The sequence below is a fragment of the Pseudomonas sp. 14P_8.1_Bac3 genome (genome assembly GCF_025466085.1).
Classification (GTDB): domain Bacteria; phylum Pseudomonadota; class Gammaproteobacteria; order Pseudomonadales; family Pseudomonadaceae; genus Aquipseudomonas.
In genome coordinates, this window is sequence record NZ_JANLOD010000055.1 from 146,523 (window position 1) to 162,654 (window position 16,132).

Sequence of the window (16,132 nt, forward strand, 5' to 3'; positions counted from 1 at the left end):
CTCCTACAGAATGAGTATGCGGAGCAGCGCTTGAAGCGACTGCCAACCGTAACGTCATTGTGCGGCGCAAGCCCTGTGCATGACAGACGCAGATCCGACGGAAAAATACGGATCAGATGAAAAAACAGCGCCTCAACGCGTTAACCGAAAACCATGTCCAATCAACCCCACCAACACCTCCCCCGCCTCACTCAATGCCCCCGGCGCGCGAACCAGCCGCAACTCATGCAGAGGCAACTGCGGAAACCCGTCAGTCAACGTCAGCACACGCATGCCTGAACGCACCTGCGCACGATCGACAATGCCAATGGCCAACCCCGCCTCAATGGCCGTTTCCAGCGCCGTGACCCCGGCACTCATGATCACTGCCCGCCATCGCCGCCCTTGTCGGGACAGCGCATCGACTGCCACGCTGCGGTACGGGCAGCCTTTACCATGCAGAGCCAGCGGAACCGGTTTGGCAGGGTCCGACGTGTAATCATGAGCCGCCACCCACACCGGCTGAGTAAGACCAAACGTTCTTACGCAATGTGGATCCGCCGGCGCCCCCTCAACCGGCTCCACCAACAGCGCTAAATCCAGCTGCCCCCGCTGCAGCCGGCTATGCAAACGCCCGCTGGAGCCGGTTTCCACCTCCAGCTCGATATGCGGAAAATCCGCCGCCAGGTGCGGCAACGTACACCCCAGCACCGCCCCGGCGTACTCCTCGGAAATGCCCAACCTGATCCGCCCACTGGCCACCGGCGTGGTAAATCCCGCCAGCAGACGATCATGCAGCAAGAGCAGCTCGGCACTCTGCAGCGCAAAGCGCCGGCCCAGCGGCGTCAGGTTGACCGTCTGGTTATCCCGCTCCAACAAACGCCCACCCGCCAGCGCTTCCAGGCGACGCACATGCAGGCTGACCGCCGACGGACTTTTGTTCAAAAAACTGGAGGCCGCGAGAAACTGCCCGAAGCGCACAACGGCGTGGAAAGTCCGCAACAGTTCTATATCGAGCGCCTCGGCCATGATCCATAAATCCTGCACCACTGGTGCTGATCGTATCGTTTGATTGCATCACGCTTTCCTTCATACCATCGAACCCAGCCCATTGTCAGGTGACATTCGATGAACGTCGCACACACCCGCTTCTCGCTGATCGGCAGTGGCTTGCTGTTGATGGCGATGGTTGTCAGCTGGAGCTCCGGTTTCATCGGCTACCGCTATGTGGCCGATCAGGGCAGCGTTTACCTGGCCACCCTGTGGCGTTTCATTCTCGCCGCCGCCGTGCTGCTGCCCTTCGCCTGGACAGGCATGCGCCAATTGCGCCGCCGCGATGTGCTGCATCAAGGCCTGCTCGGGTTATTCGCGATCGGTGGTTACATCGGGCCCATCGCCGCGTCCATTCAGCTGGGTATTGCGCCGGGCACGGCGTCGCTGATCGCCAATCTGTTGCCCTTGACCATCGTCGTCATGGCCGCGACCGTACCGGGACAACGCACTCGCGGCTGGCAGTGGCTGGGCCTGGTGGTGTGCCTGATCGGCATGCTCGTGGCCAGCGGTGCCAGCGTTGAATGGGCCGCCGCCGACCTCTGGGTCTATGCCCTGCCCCTGCTGGCCGTGCTTTCGTTGGCGGCCGCCACCCTCTACGAAAAAGCCGCGCCGGGCGCATCAGTCTCGGCCCTGACCGCGTTGTTCATTCAGGTCTGCGCCGTGATCCCGGTGTTTGCCGTACTCGCCGGCCTCGAAGGTGAAATGCGCCCCACCGCCAGTGCTGGTTTTGCCGGGGGCGTTGTCTGGCTGGTGCTCTTCGCGACACTCGGTGGCTACGGCTTCTATTGGCTGTGCCTGCAACGCTTCAGTATTCAGCGCATCAGTGGCGCGCTGTTTCTGACACCACCGGTGACGATGATCTGGGCCTGGCTGCAGTTTGGTGATCCGTTGACCCTCAATGCCATGGTCGGCGTCGGCCTGACCCTGCTGGGATTGCCTTTGCTGGGCATGCGCGCTCGTGAGGACGTACCCGCCAACGCGGTCATTCAGCCAGATCGTTGCCCCTGACGGCGGGACTGGCAGCACGCAGAAACCGACCGGCCGGCAATCCTTTCGAACCTTTCAAAACCGGCATCCGTCCCAGCTTTATCATCTTCGATAAATGCTCCAGGAGCGGCCGATGCTCATTCATCCAAAAGCGCATTTTCAGCCCTACACTCACGCGAGCGGCGGTTGGGGATCGGCGAAATCGGTGATGAAAATCCTTTGGCGAGAGCAGGCTTTTACCAAGGCCCCCGGCGCCCTGCTGAAGCAGAACAAACCCGACGGGTTCGCCTGTGTCAGTTGCGCCTGGGCCAAGCCCGGACACCCGCATGCGCTGGAGTTTTGCGAAAACGGCGCAAAGGCCACCGCGTGGGAACTGACGTCGAAGAAGACTGACCCGGCCTTCTTCGCCGCACACACGCTGACTGAGTTGCGGCAATGGCCAGACCATGCGCTGGAACAGCACGGCCGCCTGACCCATCCCCTGCGTTATGACCCGGCCAGTGACCACTACAGGGAAACCACCTGGGAAGAGGCTTATCAAGAGATCGGTGCGCAGCTGCGGCTGATGACGCCCGACAGCGTGGTGTTTTACGCCTCGGGACGGGCCTCGCTGGAGACCTCGTTCATGTATCAGTTGTTCGCCCGCGCCTACGGTACGAACAACCTGCCCGACAGCTCGAACATGTGCCACGAAAGCACTTCGGTCGGTTTGCAGGAAAGCATCGGCGTACCGGTCGGCACGGTGACGCTGGCGGATTTCGATCACACCGATTGCCTGTTTTTCTTCGGCCAGAACGTCGGCAGTAACAGCCCCCGCATGCTTCATCAATTGCAGGACGTGCGCAAACGCAACGTGCCGATCATCACTTTCAACCCTCTGCACGAAAGGGGGCTGGAGCGCTTCGTCAATCCGCAGTCGCCTACGGAAATGCTCACGCCCGAGTCCACCACCATCAGCACCCAATATCACCAGGTGGCCATCGGCGGGGACACGGCGGCAGCGATCGGCATCGCCAAGGCCTTGCTGGAAATGGACGATCAGGCGCGCAAGGACGGCGCCAGGCCGCTGCTCGATGATGAGTTCATCGCCCGCCACACCGAAGGTTTCGAGGCGTTCGCCACGGCCGTGCGCGGCTATCACTGGCAGCACATCGAGCGAAAATCCGCCCTGACCCGCGGCGCACTTGAAGCGGCCGCCACCGTGTATGCCCACAGCCACAAGGTGATGATGATTTATGGCATGGGCCTGACCCAGCATCGGCACGGCGTCGAGAACGTGCAAATGCTGGTGAACCTGCTGCTGATGCGCGGCAATATCGGCAAACCGGGGGCGGGTATTTGTCCGGTGCGCGGCCACTCCAACGTCCAGGGCCAGCGCACCGTGGGCATTACCGAAGACCCGAAGAAAGTCCCGGCCGAACTCATCGAGCAGCAGTTCGGCTTCAAGGTGCCGCCACAGATGGGCCTGTGTACCGTAGACGCCTGCGAAGGCATTCTCGCCGGCCGCGTTCGCGGTTTCATTGGCCTGGGCGGCAACTTTCTGCGGGCCGTTCCGGACACTTCGCGCATGGAGCCGGCCTGGACCGCGCTGCAGCTGAATGTGCAGATCGCGACCAAGCTCAATCGCACCCATTTGCTGCCGGCCCGGAACATGTGGCTGTTACCGTGCCTGGGGCGCATCGAAATCGACCGGCAGAACGGCGTCGCGCAAACCTACACCACCGAGGACAGCACCGGTTGCATCCACGGCTGGCACGGCAGCGCCGAACCGGTCGGCCCACAGGTGCGTGCCGAAGCCAGCATTGTCGCCGGCCTGGCGCTGGCCACCCTGCCCGCCAGCCATGGGATCGACTGGCAGGCCTGGTGCGATGACTACGCGAAAGTCAGGACCGCCATCGGCGCGATTTACCCGGAGATTTTCCACGACATGGAAACCCGCATGGCCGAACCCGGTGGCTTTCATCGGCCCATCGCCGCGGCGCGCCGAGAATGGTTGACCGACACCGGCAAGGCTCAATTCATCACGCCACGCTCGCTCAACGAAGACGATGACGTCAACCCCGGCGGTGCTCCGCGCGACGTACTGCAATTGATGACGCTGCGCAGCAACGATCAGTTCAACACCACGATCTACGGCTATGACGATCGCTTTCGCGGCGTCAGCGGCACGCGTGAAGTCATTTTCATGCACTGCAACGACATCGTGCGCCTGGGCTTCGAGGTCGGCGAGCGGGTGCTGCTCACCACAGCCGTCGAGCCCGAGGTCAAACGTCAGGTCGGGCCGTTCGAGATCATTGCCTACGACATCCCCGAGGGTTGTGCGGCGGCGTACTACCCGGAATGCAATCCGCTGGTGCCGCTCTGGCACCACGCCGAACGCAGCAAGGTGCCGGCAGCCAAATCCGTTCCGGTGCGGTTGAGCGCGCCTTAGCGAGTCGCTGATTCGCCGAGGATGAACACCATCATCACCAGCAACCAGCACAGGTACAGCCAGCCAAACAACCGCACCCAGCCGCGATGGCGATAGAGGCCCAGGTAAAACACCAACAGCAACAGAAACTGGCCAGCGGCGGCGAGCATGATCAGGCTGTCGTGCCGCGGCCAGAACAGCGCGACCAGCACTTCCACGGCCAGCAACACCAGCAGGCCGGCATAGACTTGCAACGCCTTCAACGGGCTCATGTCAGCGTCCCACCAGGTAGAGCGTCGGAAACAACAGCACCCAGATCCCGTCCACCAGGTGCCAGTACAACGTGACCATTTCCAGGCGCGTGCTGGCCTGATGGCCTTGCAGCCGGTCGCGGGCAAACCCCACGTAGAGCCAAAGCCCCAACCCGACGGCGATCAGCACGTGCACGCCGTGCAACGCCGTGGCGATGAAATACAGGTTCATGAACAAGCGCGCGGACGGCAGGTGCAGCGGTGAATCCACGGCGAAACCGGGCAGCAGTCCTTCGCGATATTCCAGCGTGTATTCAAGGCCTTTGCAGGCCAGAAACAGCGCAGCCAGCAGCGTCGCGCCGATCAGGCAGTGACGCAGACGCCGCCGACTCCCCAGCTCGTTGGCGGTCAGCGCCAGGGTCATCAGCAAACTGCTGGTCAACAGAAGGAAGGTGTTGACTGTCGCCAACCCGAAGTGCAAACCGGCCACGGCTTCGGCGACGCCGTCGGGGTGCTGCAACCGGTAGAACCACGCCACCATGATCAGACTACCGAACATCATCGCCTCGCCGGCGAGGAACAGCCACATGCCCAGTCGCGCCGCTTCACGCTGTTGCGCCCAGGCCACGAACGGTTCAGCCGGCCGGTCCTCAGAGCGGATCACGACGTGCCTCCGGGGAGTAATCGTAGGCCTCGAAATCCACGGTCACCGGGGCTTCGAAATTGTGCACCGGCGGCGGCGATGGCACGCGCCATTCCAGCCCGGCCGCCTCCCAGGGGTTCATCGGCGCCCGTTCGCCCCAGCGCAGGGAACCGAGCAGATAGAAAAACGGCAAGACGTAGGCCAGCGCCAGAATCGAAGCCCCGGCGGAAGACAGCACATTGAGGAATTGCAGGTCCGGGTCATAGCTGTGGTAACGCCGGGGCATGCCCAGGTAGCCGAGCAGAAACTGCGGAAAGAACGTCAGGTTGAAGCCGCAGAAAATCAGCACCGCGGTGATTTTCCCCCACAACTGCGAATACAGGCGCCCGGTGATTTTCGGCCACCAGAAATGCAGCGCGCCGAAATACCCGGCCACCGCCGCACCGACCATGATGTAGTGGAAATGCGCGACCACGAAGTAGGTGTCATGAGCATGCAGATCGGCCGCCAGCAGCGCCAGGAACAACCCGGTCACCCCGCCGATGATGAACAGCCCGATAAAGGTCAGGGCAAAGAGGAATGGCGCGTGCAGCGTCAGGTCGCTCTTGTACAGCGTCGCGCTCCAGTTGTAGGCCTTGATCGCCGAAGGGATCGACACCAGGAAGCTCAACAGCGAAAACACCAGGCTGGCGTACATCGACTGCCCGGCGACAAACATGTGATGGCCCCAGACCAGGAAACCGATCACCGCAATCGCCACGCTCGACCAGGCGACAAAGCGATAGCCGAAGATGCGCTTGTGCCCGGCCGCGGTGATCAGCTCGCTGACCACCCCCATCGCCGGCAGGATCATGATGTACACCGCCGGATGGCTATAGAACCAGAACAGGTGCTGGAACAGCAGCGGATCGCCGCCCAGGCGCGGGTCGAACACGCCGATGTTGAACAGGTGCTCGGCAGCGACCAGCAACAAGGTGATCGCCAGCACCGGCGTGGCCAGCACCAGAATGATCGAGGTCGCGTACATCGACCAGATGAACAGCGGCAGGCGCATCCAGGTCATGCCCGGCGCACGCAACGTGTGCACGGTGGCGATGATGTTGATGCCGGTGAAGATCGAGGAGAACCCGGCGATGAACACGCCGCAGATCACTGCCACCACGTGACCGTTGCTGAACATCGTCGACAGCGGCGTGTAGAAGGTCCAGCCGGTGTCGACCCCGCCAAGCAGCAGCGCCAGCAAGGTGAACAACCCGCCTCCCAGCAGCAGGTACCAGCTGAACAGGTTCAGGCGCGGGAACGCCATGTCCGGGGCGCCGATCATGATCGGCACCAGGAAATTGCCGAACACGCTGGGGATCGACGGGATCAGGAAGAACCAGACCATGATCACCCCGTGCAAGGTGAACGCACGGTTGTAGCCGTCGGCGGTCAGCAGGTCGCCGTTGGGCGTCACCAGTTCGATGCGGATCAGGCTTGCCGCCAGCCCGCCGACGAAGAAAAAGAAAGTCACGGTGATCATGTACAGCACGGCGATGCGCTTGTGGTCGCGGGTCAGGAACCACGACAGCAGGCCTTGCCGGTGCAAATAGCTGGGTGAGCTCATTTCGGATCCCCGGAGGCGGTGGCGGGCAATGAACGCAGGTAAGCCACCAGGCGTTGCACGGCTTCTTCGTCCAGCAGATTGCTGTAGGTCGGCATGATCGGCAGGTAGCCGTCCACCAACTGTTTTTGAGGCAGCAGGATGCTGTCGCGCAGGTAGGCGTCGTCGGCCACCACCTGGCTGCCATCGCTCAGGCGCACCGAGCGGTTGAACACCCCCGCCAGGGGCGGCGCGCTCGGGGAATCATGGCAACTGCCGCAGCCGTACTGGCGGTACAAGTCCTGGCCCTGGCTGATCAGGTCGGCGGCGCTGCCGTTGTCCTGCAGCCATTGCTCGTAGTCGCCAGGGTCGAGCACCACCAGCCGGGCGAGCATCGCGGCATGGTCGGTGCCACAGTATTCGGCGCAGTACACCTGATAGGTGCCGCTGTGCTCGGCCTGGAACCAGAGCATGCTGTAGCGCCCCGGCAGCACGTCCTGCTTGATGCGCAGGCTGGGGAAAAACAGGCTGTGGATCACGTCCTCGGAAATCATCGTCAGCTTCACCGGGCGCCGCGCCGGGACGTGCAAGGTGTTGATCTCGCGCTGCCCGCCCTGATGCTGGAATTTCCACATCCATTGGCGCGCGGTGACTTGCACTTCCAGGGCATCGGCCGGTGGTGTACGGGCGAAAAAGAACAGCCGCGCCGAGAACAGGAAGATCACCAGCGAGCCAATGAACGGCAGAATAATCCACGCCAGTTCGATCGGCAGGTTGCTCTGCGGCCGATGATCGCGATCGGCCTTCTTCCCGCGCCGATAACGCCAGATGAATATCCACAGCGCCACGAACACCGGCACCACGAACAACGCCATCATTCCGGTGAAACCGATCACCAGCCAATCGACCGACACCGCGTAATCCGACGCCTGCTCGGGCCACAAATGCAGGAAGCGCTCGTTCATGACAGCCTCCGGCGTTCGCGACGCAGCGCCAGCAGGATGAACAGGCCCAGCGCCAGCACGGTCGCGACGCCGGCCACTTGCAGCAACAGGATGATTCGGCTGTTGTAGGTGCCGCTCTGCGGATCGTAGTGATAACACAGCAACAGCAACTGCTCCTTGAACGCACCCAACTTGCCCTGCCCGGCTTCAGTCAACGCCAGGCGCAGATCGGCGGCCTGATAGCCAAGGCCGTAGAGCCAGCGCGACAGACGCCCGTCGCCGGTCACCACGGCGACGGCGGAGCTGTGGGCGTATTGCTGCTGGTGTTCGTCATAGCGGTAGCCAAACCCGATCGAAGCGGCCAAGGCCTGACTGGCCGCCGCATCGCCGGTGAGCAAATGCAGGCCCGGCTCGTTTGTCAGCGCCGGCCAGTGCTGGCCGAGTTTGGCCAGCTCCTCGCGAGCAGCCGTGGCGTCTTCCCGCGGATCGAAACTGAAGGCGATCACCTGAAAATCGCGGCCGATCCGGTAAGGCTGATTGGCCAGTTGGCTGAACAGCGTCGAAAGCGCCGCGCCACAGACATTCGGGCAGCGGTAATACAACGGCACCAGGAGCGTGGGCTGGCCATTCAACAGGTTGCCCAACCGAACCGGTTGGTCGTGCTGATCGATAAACCGCGTGTCCAGCGCCAGAGGCTCGCCGACCCGGGCCGGGTCGATGCCGGCGGCGCTGAACGGGTCGAACGTCTGCGCGACACTCTGCTGCATCGTCAGCAGCCACAACAGCGCCAGCACCCGCTTGCCCCGTTCAAGGTTCATGAGGCGGGTCCCCGGGCGTTGGCCAGCCCTGCTCCAGCATGATCGTTCGCGCCTGCTCCAGTGGCAGGTGCACGATGCGCCGTTCGCGGTCGACCCAGCCAAAGCTGTCGAGATGAATGCGTTCGGCGGCGAGCTGCCGTTCACCGTCCTGGCGGGGTTGGGATTGCAGGCGCGGGGCCGGTGGCAGTAGCGGTTCTCGCTCCAGAGCACTCAACGACGGTTGTTGCGACGCCGCACGCTGCTGATATCCATCAAGCAGCCAGGCCACGCCGCTCAGGCACAGCACAATGGCTGTCAGCAGCAACGCCAGCAAACCGGCGACTTTGCGACTGTCGACCCGATTGGGCTCATAACCGTGCGGCTCTTCAGGTTTCATGGCGCCTCCTTTGCCATTGCCAACGCCACCAGGTCCACAGGCCGAGGCCGTAAACGCCCTGACAGAGCAGCGCCACGACACCCGCCGCGAGGGAAAACTCAGGAAACACCGCTGGCAAACCGAGCCAGATCGACTCCAGCGTCCCCAGCAACAGAATAGCCACACAACCCCAGACCAGCACCCGAGGTCGACCACCCCACGGCGAAGCCAGTGCCAGCAGGCAAGCCAACTGCCCCGCCACCAGCACCGCGCTGACCACGCCCCACGCGCCCACTTCGCGCACGCGATACCACTGGCTTTCGTGCTCAAGGTTCACCGACCAGATGATCAGGTACTGCATGAAGTGTACGTACGCCCAGAAGGCCAGCGCGCTGACCAGCAATCCGCGCAACACCTGACACTGTGGCGCGGGCAGCGGCACGAGGTTCCAGCACAGCACGCAAAGACCGGCGAAGGCCAGGCCCTCGAGCAGGTGTCGCGCCGTCAACAGCAAACCGAAGATGCTGGAGGCAAACCCCGACTGCAACGACATCAACCAGTCGACCGCCGCGAGGCTGGCGGCCAGTGCGTAAAGGATCAGCCCCGGCCCACAGCGCCGCGGCGCCCAACGTTGCAGAATCAGGGCAATGCCGGCGTACAACACGGTGCGCAGCACAAAGAACCACGGCGACAACCACACCCCGCGAAACCCGGAACCCTCGACCGCGAACCACGGATACAGCCACGCCAGGGTGAATAACACCGGCAGCAGCATGGGCAATAACCACACCGCGGCGCTGGCCCCCAATCGACTGCCCGGTGCCAGCAGCATGTGCCAGCGGCCCTTGATCAAGGGCGTGAGCAGCGCCAACAACAAACCGCCGAAGACGATGTTGCTGCCGTTGACCGCGGCAGCCAATGCGCCGGCGCCGACCCACGCCGGTTGCCAGAACCCGAGCAGCACGAGGACGCTGGCGCTAATGGCGAAGACTGCAGTCGGGCGGTTCATGGAGCGCCCTCGTCGAACGCCTGTCGCACGGACTCAGGCAAACGGTCCAACGGCGCGTGCTGACTCAGTTGCAACACGCGCACATAGGCGACGATGGCCCAGCGCTCGGCCGGCGGAATGCGCGACGCGTAGCCGTACATCAAGCCTTTGCCCTGGGCGATCAGCTCCATCAGTTGCGCGTCGGACGCATCGAGCAAACGCGCTTCGGTCAAGGGTGGCGGTGCCGGAAAACCACGACCGACCACCAGACCATCGCCCCGTCCGCTCAGGCCATGACACGGCGTGCAGAATGTCTGATAACCCGCCTCGCCGCGATCGAGCAACGCCTCGGTCATCGGCGGACGCTGTCGCACCAGCGCTTCGCGCGCCAGCTGCCCGCGGGCGACGGTGCCATCGGGAGGCTGACGACTGCTCAAGCCGTTGGCGAACAGGGCGCCGGGGCGTTGTTCCTGAACCTTGGCCTGGCGCGACATGTCATCACAACCGCTGCACAGCACGGCGACGAGCAATGCCCAGAGCCAGGCGTTCATCGCTGCACCGCGTGCACGTTAATCGCCCGTTCGGCCAGCCAGGCGCGGGTGACTTGTTCGTCGAACAATGGGTCGCCAGCATCGATGAACAGAAAGAAGCCATCGTCGCTCGCCCGTTCAAACGCCTGCGCGCCAAACAGCGGGTGATGCAGACGCGGCAAGCGACTGCCGATCAGCAGCATCAGGACCGCTGCCACCGCCGCCCCGACAATGCCGAACAGAAACGTCACCACCATCAGCGACGGCACGGCAATCAACGGTCGCCCGCCGACGTTCAGCGGGTAACTCAGCACCGAGCCGATTTGCATCAGCAGCGCCAACGCGATGCCGAGCAGCGCCCCGACGCACGCGATGCGCGGCACTCTCGACGCCTTGGGGTTGCACAGCGGCAGCAGCGCTTCCAGGGGAAACGGAGCAAACGCATCAAGGCGCCGGTAACCCAGGGCCCAGGCCTGCAGGCTGGCCTCAACCAGTGGTTGCGGCGCATCGAACTCTGCCAGCAAGCCCAGGGAGTCAGGCATCGCCACGTTCCTTGTGCAGCGCCTGCTTGACCTCGAACGCCGAGACCATCGGCAGGTAGCGCAGAAACAGGCTGTAGGGCACCAGGAATACGCCGAAGCTGCCGATGAACAGCGTCCAGTCCCATAGCGTCGGGGTGTAACCGCCCCACGCCGAGACCAGGAAATCCCGGGTTTGCGGCACGATCAACAACATGAACCGCTCGGCCCACATGCCCACCAGCACCGTAACGGCCACCGCCGCCAACGTCGCCGGCCGCTGGCGCACCGGCCGCCACCACAAGGCCTGGAGCACGCCGACGTTGCAGATGACGGCCAGCCAGAAACTCCAGGCATGCGGTCCGGCCAGGCGCGTCATCAAGACGTCGATCTCATGGGCATCGCCGCTGTAGAACGGCATGAACAGGTCAGCCAGATAACCGTAGGCCGTCATCAAACCGGTGGCCAGCAACAGGCGCCCGAGCATGTCCAGGTGTCGCAGGGTAATCAGCGCTTCGATACGCAGCAGCCAGCGCACGCCAATGGCGAGCACCGCCACCAGGGCAAAACCGGAGAACACCGCCCCGGCCACGAAGTACGGCGGGAACAGCGTCGAGTGCCAGCCGCTTTGCGGGCCCATGGTCAGCAGAAAGGAATAGCCGCTGGACACCGCGAACACCAAGGGAATCGCCAGCATCGCCAACACTCGCGTGGTCTGTCGCCACAGCGCCCAGTGCCGCTGCGAACCGCGCCAACCCAGCGCCATCAAGCCATACAGGCGTTGCGCGAGCACGCCGTGGGCACGGTCGCGCGCGGTGGCAAAATCGGGGATCGCGCCCACCAGCAGAAACAGCACCGACACGCTGAGGTACGACAGGATCGCGAACATGTCCCACGCGGTCGGGCTCTTGAACTGCGGCCACAGGCCCATTTCATTCGGGTACGGCATGGTCCAGTAGAACAGCCATGGCCGCCCCAGGTGCAGGATCGGATACAACGCGGCGCAGATCACCGCCATCAGGGTCATCAGTTCCGCCAGGCGATTGAGGCTGTGGCGCCAAGGTCGGTCGATCAACCAGAGCAGCGCCGAGATGAAGGTTCCGGCGTGACCGATGCCCAGCCACCAGATGTAGTTGAGAATGCCGAAGCCCCAGTGCACCGGCTGATTGTTGCCCCACATGCCCACACCGTTGGCCAGCAGCACCGTGGCGGAGGCGAGGTACATCAGCAATAAAGCGAGGCCGAGGCCGAACAACCAGCGCCAGGCCATCCGGCGCGGGAACTGCTGCAAGGGACCGAACACTTGCCGTGATACCTGCGGGTCGCTCAGGTCCCGCGGCAGGAAATGCTCGGTGTCGTGCAACAGGGGTTCAGGCTTCATCGCCGCCCTCCCCATCCTCGATCCGCGCCAGATAGCTGGTGCGTGGCCGCGTGCCCAGGGCCTCGAGCAGACGGTAATGGCGTGGATCACGGCGGCCGTTGCTGACGGCGCTGGCAGGGTCGGCGATGTCGCCGAAGCGGATGGCCTGACTCGGGCAGGTCTGCTGGCAGGCGGTGACCACGGTGCTGGCGTCGAACTCCCCGCCTCGTTGCTTGCTGTCGATCCGCGCAGCGCTGATGCGTTGCGTGCAATAGGTGCACTTTTCCATCACTCCGCGCGAGCGGACGGTCACCTCGGGGTTGCGTTGCGCCTGGATCGAGGGGGCGGCGTTGGCGCTCCAGTCCAGCCAATTGAAGCGCCGCACCTTGTACGGGCAGTACGACGCACAGGTGCGGGTGCCGATGCAGCGGTTGTAGACCATCTGGTTCAAACCATCGCGGCTATGCACGGTGGCATTCACCGGGCAACCGGTTTCACAGGGCGCCTGTTCACAATGCATGCACGGCAAGGGTTGAAAGCGCGAGCGCGGCGCGTCCAGGGAACCCTGGTAATAATGGTCGATGCGCAGCCAGTGCATGCTGCGCCCGTTGGCGACCTGTTCGGCACCAACCACGGCGATGTTGTTTTCCGCCTGGCACGCCGTGACGCAGGCATTGCAGCCGGTGCACAGGTCGAGGTCGATGACCATGCCCCATTGCGGGCCACTGTCGGCGGCTGCGCTATAAAGCGACACCGGAATCTGCTCTGCCGGAATCTGCGGTCGATCCCGCGGCACCACGCGAATCGGCGGGGTTTCGTCGTCCGGCAAGACGTGATGAACCTGAGTAGACGCCAGGGTATGGCGATCTGCGTTGGAGCGCACCGAAGCACTGACCGACGAGGTCTGGAGCGACCGCACCGCGTAGCCCAAGCCGTTGCCGACCCGCCCGGCGTGACTGCGCCCATAACCGGCGTACAAGGCGATCACCTCATCGGCCTGCCCCGGTTCGATCCACGCCGCGCCGCGCAACAACTGGCCCGGCAGCGCCACGTCGACGCCGTCGCCATTGCCCACGCCGATTCGCTCCGCCAAGCGTGGCGACAGCCCGACCACGTTGCTCCAGGTCAGGCTGCTGATGGGTTTGGGCAGTTCTTGCAGCCAGCCCAGATTGGCGAAACGCCCGTCCCAGACGCAAGGGTCCGGGCGCACGACGGCTTCCAGGCCTTCGGAGTCCGGCAGGTTCAACACCACCGGCGGCGCAGCCGGGACATCGACGGCTTTGGCACTGGGTTCGATCCAGCCATCAGCCAGCGCTTGGCGCCACTGCTCTTGCTCAATGTGGGCCCATGTGCTGCGCACGTGACTCAAGGCATCGCTGTCGGCGGACGTCAGCCACAACTCGATGAGCTGATGCACGGTGCGGGTCGAGTACATCGGCTCGATCAATGGCTGGACAATGCAGGCGCTACCGTCCGCCGCCCGCGCGTCAGTCCAGCCGTCCAGCGCATGGTTAAGGGGCACATGCCAATGGCAGTGCGCGGCGCTTTCGTCGTAATAAAGCCCGGCGTGCAGGCAGAACGGCACCTTCTGCATCAAGCCTTCCAGACCCAACTCGGGTGCCGATGTGGGTATCGGATTGCAGTCGAGCAGGATCAGTTGGCTGACCTCGCCCGTGGCCAATTGCTGACTCAGCTGTTCCAGCGGCGCCCAGAATTGCCCGCGCTCGTAGCCCAGCAAGGTGGGCACCTGCCACTCCAGGGTTTGGCCGTGCGCGCGCAATCGCTGATTGAGGCGCATCACCTGGGCCTGCACATCCGCCGCCGCTTGTGGGCCAACGCAGATCAGGCTGCGGCCGGGATGGGCCTTGAGCGCTGCGGCAGCGGCCTCGACCCAGTTGAGTTGGCGCGTACTTAGGCGCGGCTGGTCGGCGACGTTTTCGCCCAATGCCCGACTCAGCGCCAGCGTCAGGTCGGGCAGTCGCGACGGCGCTATCGCCAGTCGGCGCGTCGCGGCGGCACCGGTCAGGGTTGGAATACTCTCGGCGACAAACGACAACGCCGCGCCCTGCCCTTGCACCGCTTGCCGCCGACGTTCGGCCCAACCCCGTTGCAACGGCGTTTGTCGCGGGCCGCTGCCCAGCGGATCATCCTCCAGGCAGACCAGAACCTCGGCATTCTGCAGATGGCGCCGGGCCTGCAACGGCAGGCCGAACACCCGCTCACTGGTGCGCAAGGTTTCGGTTTCGGCGAAGGGTTCGGCGTGATAAAAGTGCGCCTCGGGCCAGCGGCGGCGCAGCGCCTCGAACTGCCGCGCCAGGGTCGGCGAACTGCTGGCGCCGCAGACGATGTGCAGGCCTTTGCCATGGACGGCGTCCAGCATCAGCCGTTGCCGGGCCAGCGCGCCGCTCACTTCGTCCCAACTGGTTTCCCGGCCCTTGAAGCGCGGTGCCTGGGAGCGGTCCGGATCGTAGAGTTGCAGGATCGCCGCTTGGGTGAAGGCGTCGCACGTGCCGCCGGACATCGGGTGCTCGGGGTTGCCCTCGAGTTTGATCGGCCTGCCCGCCAGCGTCTTGCCAAGCACCGGTTGGGCGATGCCGCAAAAGGGGATGGCGGTGGCGTACCAGCTCGCAACGCCTGGGGTCAGTTGCGGCGCCTGGCGGACCGTCGGCACCGCGTGTTCAGGGGTTTTGCCGCAGGCCGCGAGACCGGCCATGGCCAGGGACGCCGCCATCAGTTGCAGAAACCGCCGGCGATCCAGCAGGGGCGCGGCGCCGGGGAATTCCGCTTCGATCAACGCCTGCGCCTCGGGCGTCGCGGCCAATGCTTCCAGCCCGCGCCAGTAAGCCGCGCCATTGAGCCCGGCGAGGTGCTCACGCAGCGCGGCGAAGTCCATGCCGGAGGCGCTCATCGATGGCAGGTCCCGCAGTCGGTCAAGCCTTGCGGATCGATGTGCCGCTCTTTCATCAGGCGTGCACCGAGCACCCGTCGATCCTCGTCGGTGTGCCATTGCTGCGCGGTGACTTGCCCGACCGGACGCAGGTGCGGTGCCGGATCGCGATGACAAGCCAGGCATTGCCCCATGTTCAGCGGTTCGGCCTTGAACAGCAGTTGCATGCGGTCCACCGCGCCGTGGCATTCGCTGCAGCCGACGCCGGCGTTCACATGCACGCCGTGATCGAAGTACACGTAATCCGGCAGCTCGACCACGCGCTGCCAATGCAATGGCTGTTGCTCGCGCAGGCTTTTGCGCAACGGCTCGAGCACGTCGGCGTTCTTCCAGATTTGCGAGTGGCAGGTCATGCAGGTTTCGGTGGGCGGCAGGCTGGCCATCGCCGAGGATTCCACCGAGCTGTGGCAGTAGCGACAATCGATCTTCAGCTCGCCGGCGTGGTGCGCATGGCTGAACGGCAGCGGCTGCTCGACCACCCAGTTACGGCCGGTTCGATAATCGGAGCGGTCCAGGGCCAACACCACGAGCAAGCCTCCCGCCAGGCCGACGAACAGCATCAGCAGCCCCAGGCGCAGCCAGGTATCGGCCGAGCGGCTGAAGATCTGCGCCATCGCCGGATTCCAGAATTCAGGTTCTTAAGGCTATGGCTACGTTTGCGCCCAGGAGTTCTGATTTTTTAGCGATTTAATCCGGGCAGGCGCTACAACTTGCAGGAGCCGGCTTGCTGGCGATGGTCGTTAACGATAAGGCGTGCTGCCTGGATC

At 64.0% G+C, this 16,132-nt stretch carries 15 protein-coding genes; 2 read left to right on the top strand and 13 right to left on the bottom strand.

Translation table 11 applies throughout. The features are described from left to right. Positions 1-132: 132 nt before the first annotated feature. Entirely contained in the window at positions 133-1,008 is an 876-nt protein-coding gene (locus NTD84_RS18215; RefSeq protein ID WP_262168128.1) for a LysR family transcriptional regulator, read from the bottom strand. A gap of 99 nt (positions 1,009-1,107) precedes the next feature. Here NTD84_RS18215 and NTD84_RS18220 point away from each other — a divergent pair, with 99 nt between their 5' ends. Next, positions 1,108-2,040, top strand: coding sequence for a DMT family transporter (locus NTD84_RS18220; RefSeq protein ID WP_262168130.1), 933 nt, complete (start codon positions 1,108-1,110; stop codon positions 2,038-2,040). Between the two features lie 112 nt (positions 2,041-2,152). After that, a complete protein-coding gene (locus tag NTD84_RS18225) occupies positions 2,153-4,450 on the top strand; it encodes an FdhF/YdeP family oxidoreductase (protein WP_262168133.1) in 2,298 nt (765 codons plus the stop codon). Here NTD84_RS18225 and NTD84_RS18230 read toward each other — a convergent pair. From NTD84_RS18230 to NTD84_RS18285, 12 genes are read right to left on the bottom strand one after another with little or no spacing between them, the layout of a single operon-like run. Further along, positions 4,447-4,701, bottom strand: a complete 255-nt coding sequence (locus tag NTD84_RS18230; RefSeq protein ID WP_262168134.1) for a hypothetical protein — start codon at positions 4,699-4,701, stop codon at positions 4,447-4,449. The genes NTD84_RS18225 and NTD84_RS18230 overlap by 4 nt on opposite strands. Before the next feature lies 1 nt (position 4,702). Beyond that, the gene (locus tag NTD84_RS18235) at positions 4,703-5,344 is read right to left on the bottom strand and encodes a cytochrome c oxidase subunit 3 (protein ID WP_262168135.1); all 642 of its coding nucleotides are present in this window, start codon (positions 5,342-5,344) and stop codon (positions 4,703-4,705) included. Beyond that, positions 5,331-6,929 (bottom strand): cbb3-type cytochrome c oxidase subunit I, encoded by a 1,599-nt coding sequence (locus NTD84_RS18240; protein ID WP_262168137.1) that lies wholly within the window; start codon positions 6,927-6,929, stop codon positions 5,331-5,333. Before NTD84_RS18240 ends, NTD84_RS18235 begins: the two co-directional genes overlap by 14 nt. Beyond that, the gene (coxB, locus tag NTD84_RS18245; protein WP_262168140.1) at positions 6,926-7,870 is read right to left on the bottom strand and encodes a cytochrome c oxidase subunit II; all 945 of its coding nucleotides are present in this window, start codon (positions 7,868-7,870) and stop codon (positions 6,926-6,928) included. The genes NTD84_RS18240 and coxB overlap by 4 nt, the downstream gene beginning before the upstream one ends. Beyond that, complete coding sequence (locus tag NTD84_RS18250) at positions 7,867-8,667, bottom strand: SCO family protein (RefSeq protein WP_262168143.1); 801 nt, start codon at positions 8,665-8,667, stop codon at positions 7,867-7,869. Before NTD84_RS18250 ends, coxB begins: the two co-directional genes overlap by 4 nt. Beyond that, positions 8,657-9,043 carry a hypothetical protein gene (locus NTD84_RS18255; RefSeq protein ID WP_262168146.1) on the bottom strand — a complete coding sequence of 129 codons (387 nt, stop codon included), beginning with the start codon at positions 9,041-9,043 and terminating at the stop codon, positions 8,657-8,659. The genes NTD84_RS18250 and NTD84_RS18255 overlap by 11 nt, the downstream gene beginning before the upstream one ends. Beyond that, complete coding sequence (locus tag NTD84_RS18260; RefSeq protein WP_262168149.1) at positions 9,033-10,031, bottom strand: hypothetical protein; 999 nt, start codon at positions 10,029-10,031, stop codon at positions 9,033-9,035. Before NTD84_RS18260 ends, NTD84_RS18255 begins: the two co-directional genes overlap by 11 nt. Further along, on the bottom strand, positions 10,028-10,561 hold the full coding sequence (locus tag NTD84_RS18265) for a c-type cytochrome (protein WP_262168151.1): 534 nt from the start codon (positions 10,559-10,561) through the stop codon (positions 10,028-10,030). The genes NTD84_RS18260 and NTD84_RS18265 overlap by 4 nt, the downstream gene beginning before the upstream one ends. Next, positions 10,558-11,082 carry a DUF3341 domain-containing protein gene (locus NTD84_RS18270; RefSeq protein WP_262168154.1) on the bottom strand — a complete coding sequence of 175 codons (525 nt, stop codon included), beginning with the start codon at positions 11,080-11,082 and terminating at the stop codon, positions 10,558-10,560. The genes NTD84_RS18265 and NTD84_RS18270 overlap by 4 nt, the downstream gene beginning before the upstream one ends. Continuing rightward, a complete protein-coding gene (gene nrfD, locus NTD84_RS18275; protein ID WP_262168156.1) occupies positions 11,075-12,439 on the bottom strand; it encodes an NrfD/PsrC family molybdoenzyme membrane anchor subunit in 1,365 nt (454 codons plus the stop codon). The genes NTD84_RS18270 and nrfD overlap by 8 nt, the downstream gene beginning before the upstream one ends. After that, on the bottom strand, positions 12,429-15,326 hold the full coding sequence (locus NTD84_RS18280; protein ID WP_262168159.1) for a TAT-variant-translocated molybdopterin oxidoreductase: 2,898 nt from the start codon (positions 15,324-15,326) through the stop codon (positions 12,429-12,431). Before NTD84_RS18280 ends, nrfD begins: the two co-directional genes overlap by 11 nt. Next, positions 15,323-15,979 carry a cytochrome c3 family protein gene (locus tag NTD84_RS18285; protein WP_262168161.1) on the bottom strand — a complete coding sequence of 219 codons (657 nt, stop codon included), beginning with the start codon at positions 15,977-15,979 and terminating at the stop codon, positions 15,323-15,325. The genes NTD84_RS18280 and NTD84_RS18285 overlap by 4 nt, the downstream gene beginning before the upstream one ends. Between the last annotated feature and the right edge of the window lie 153 nt (positions 15,980-16,132).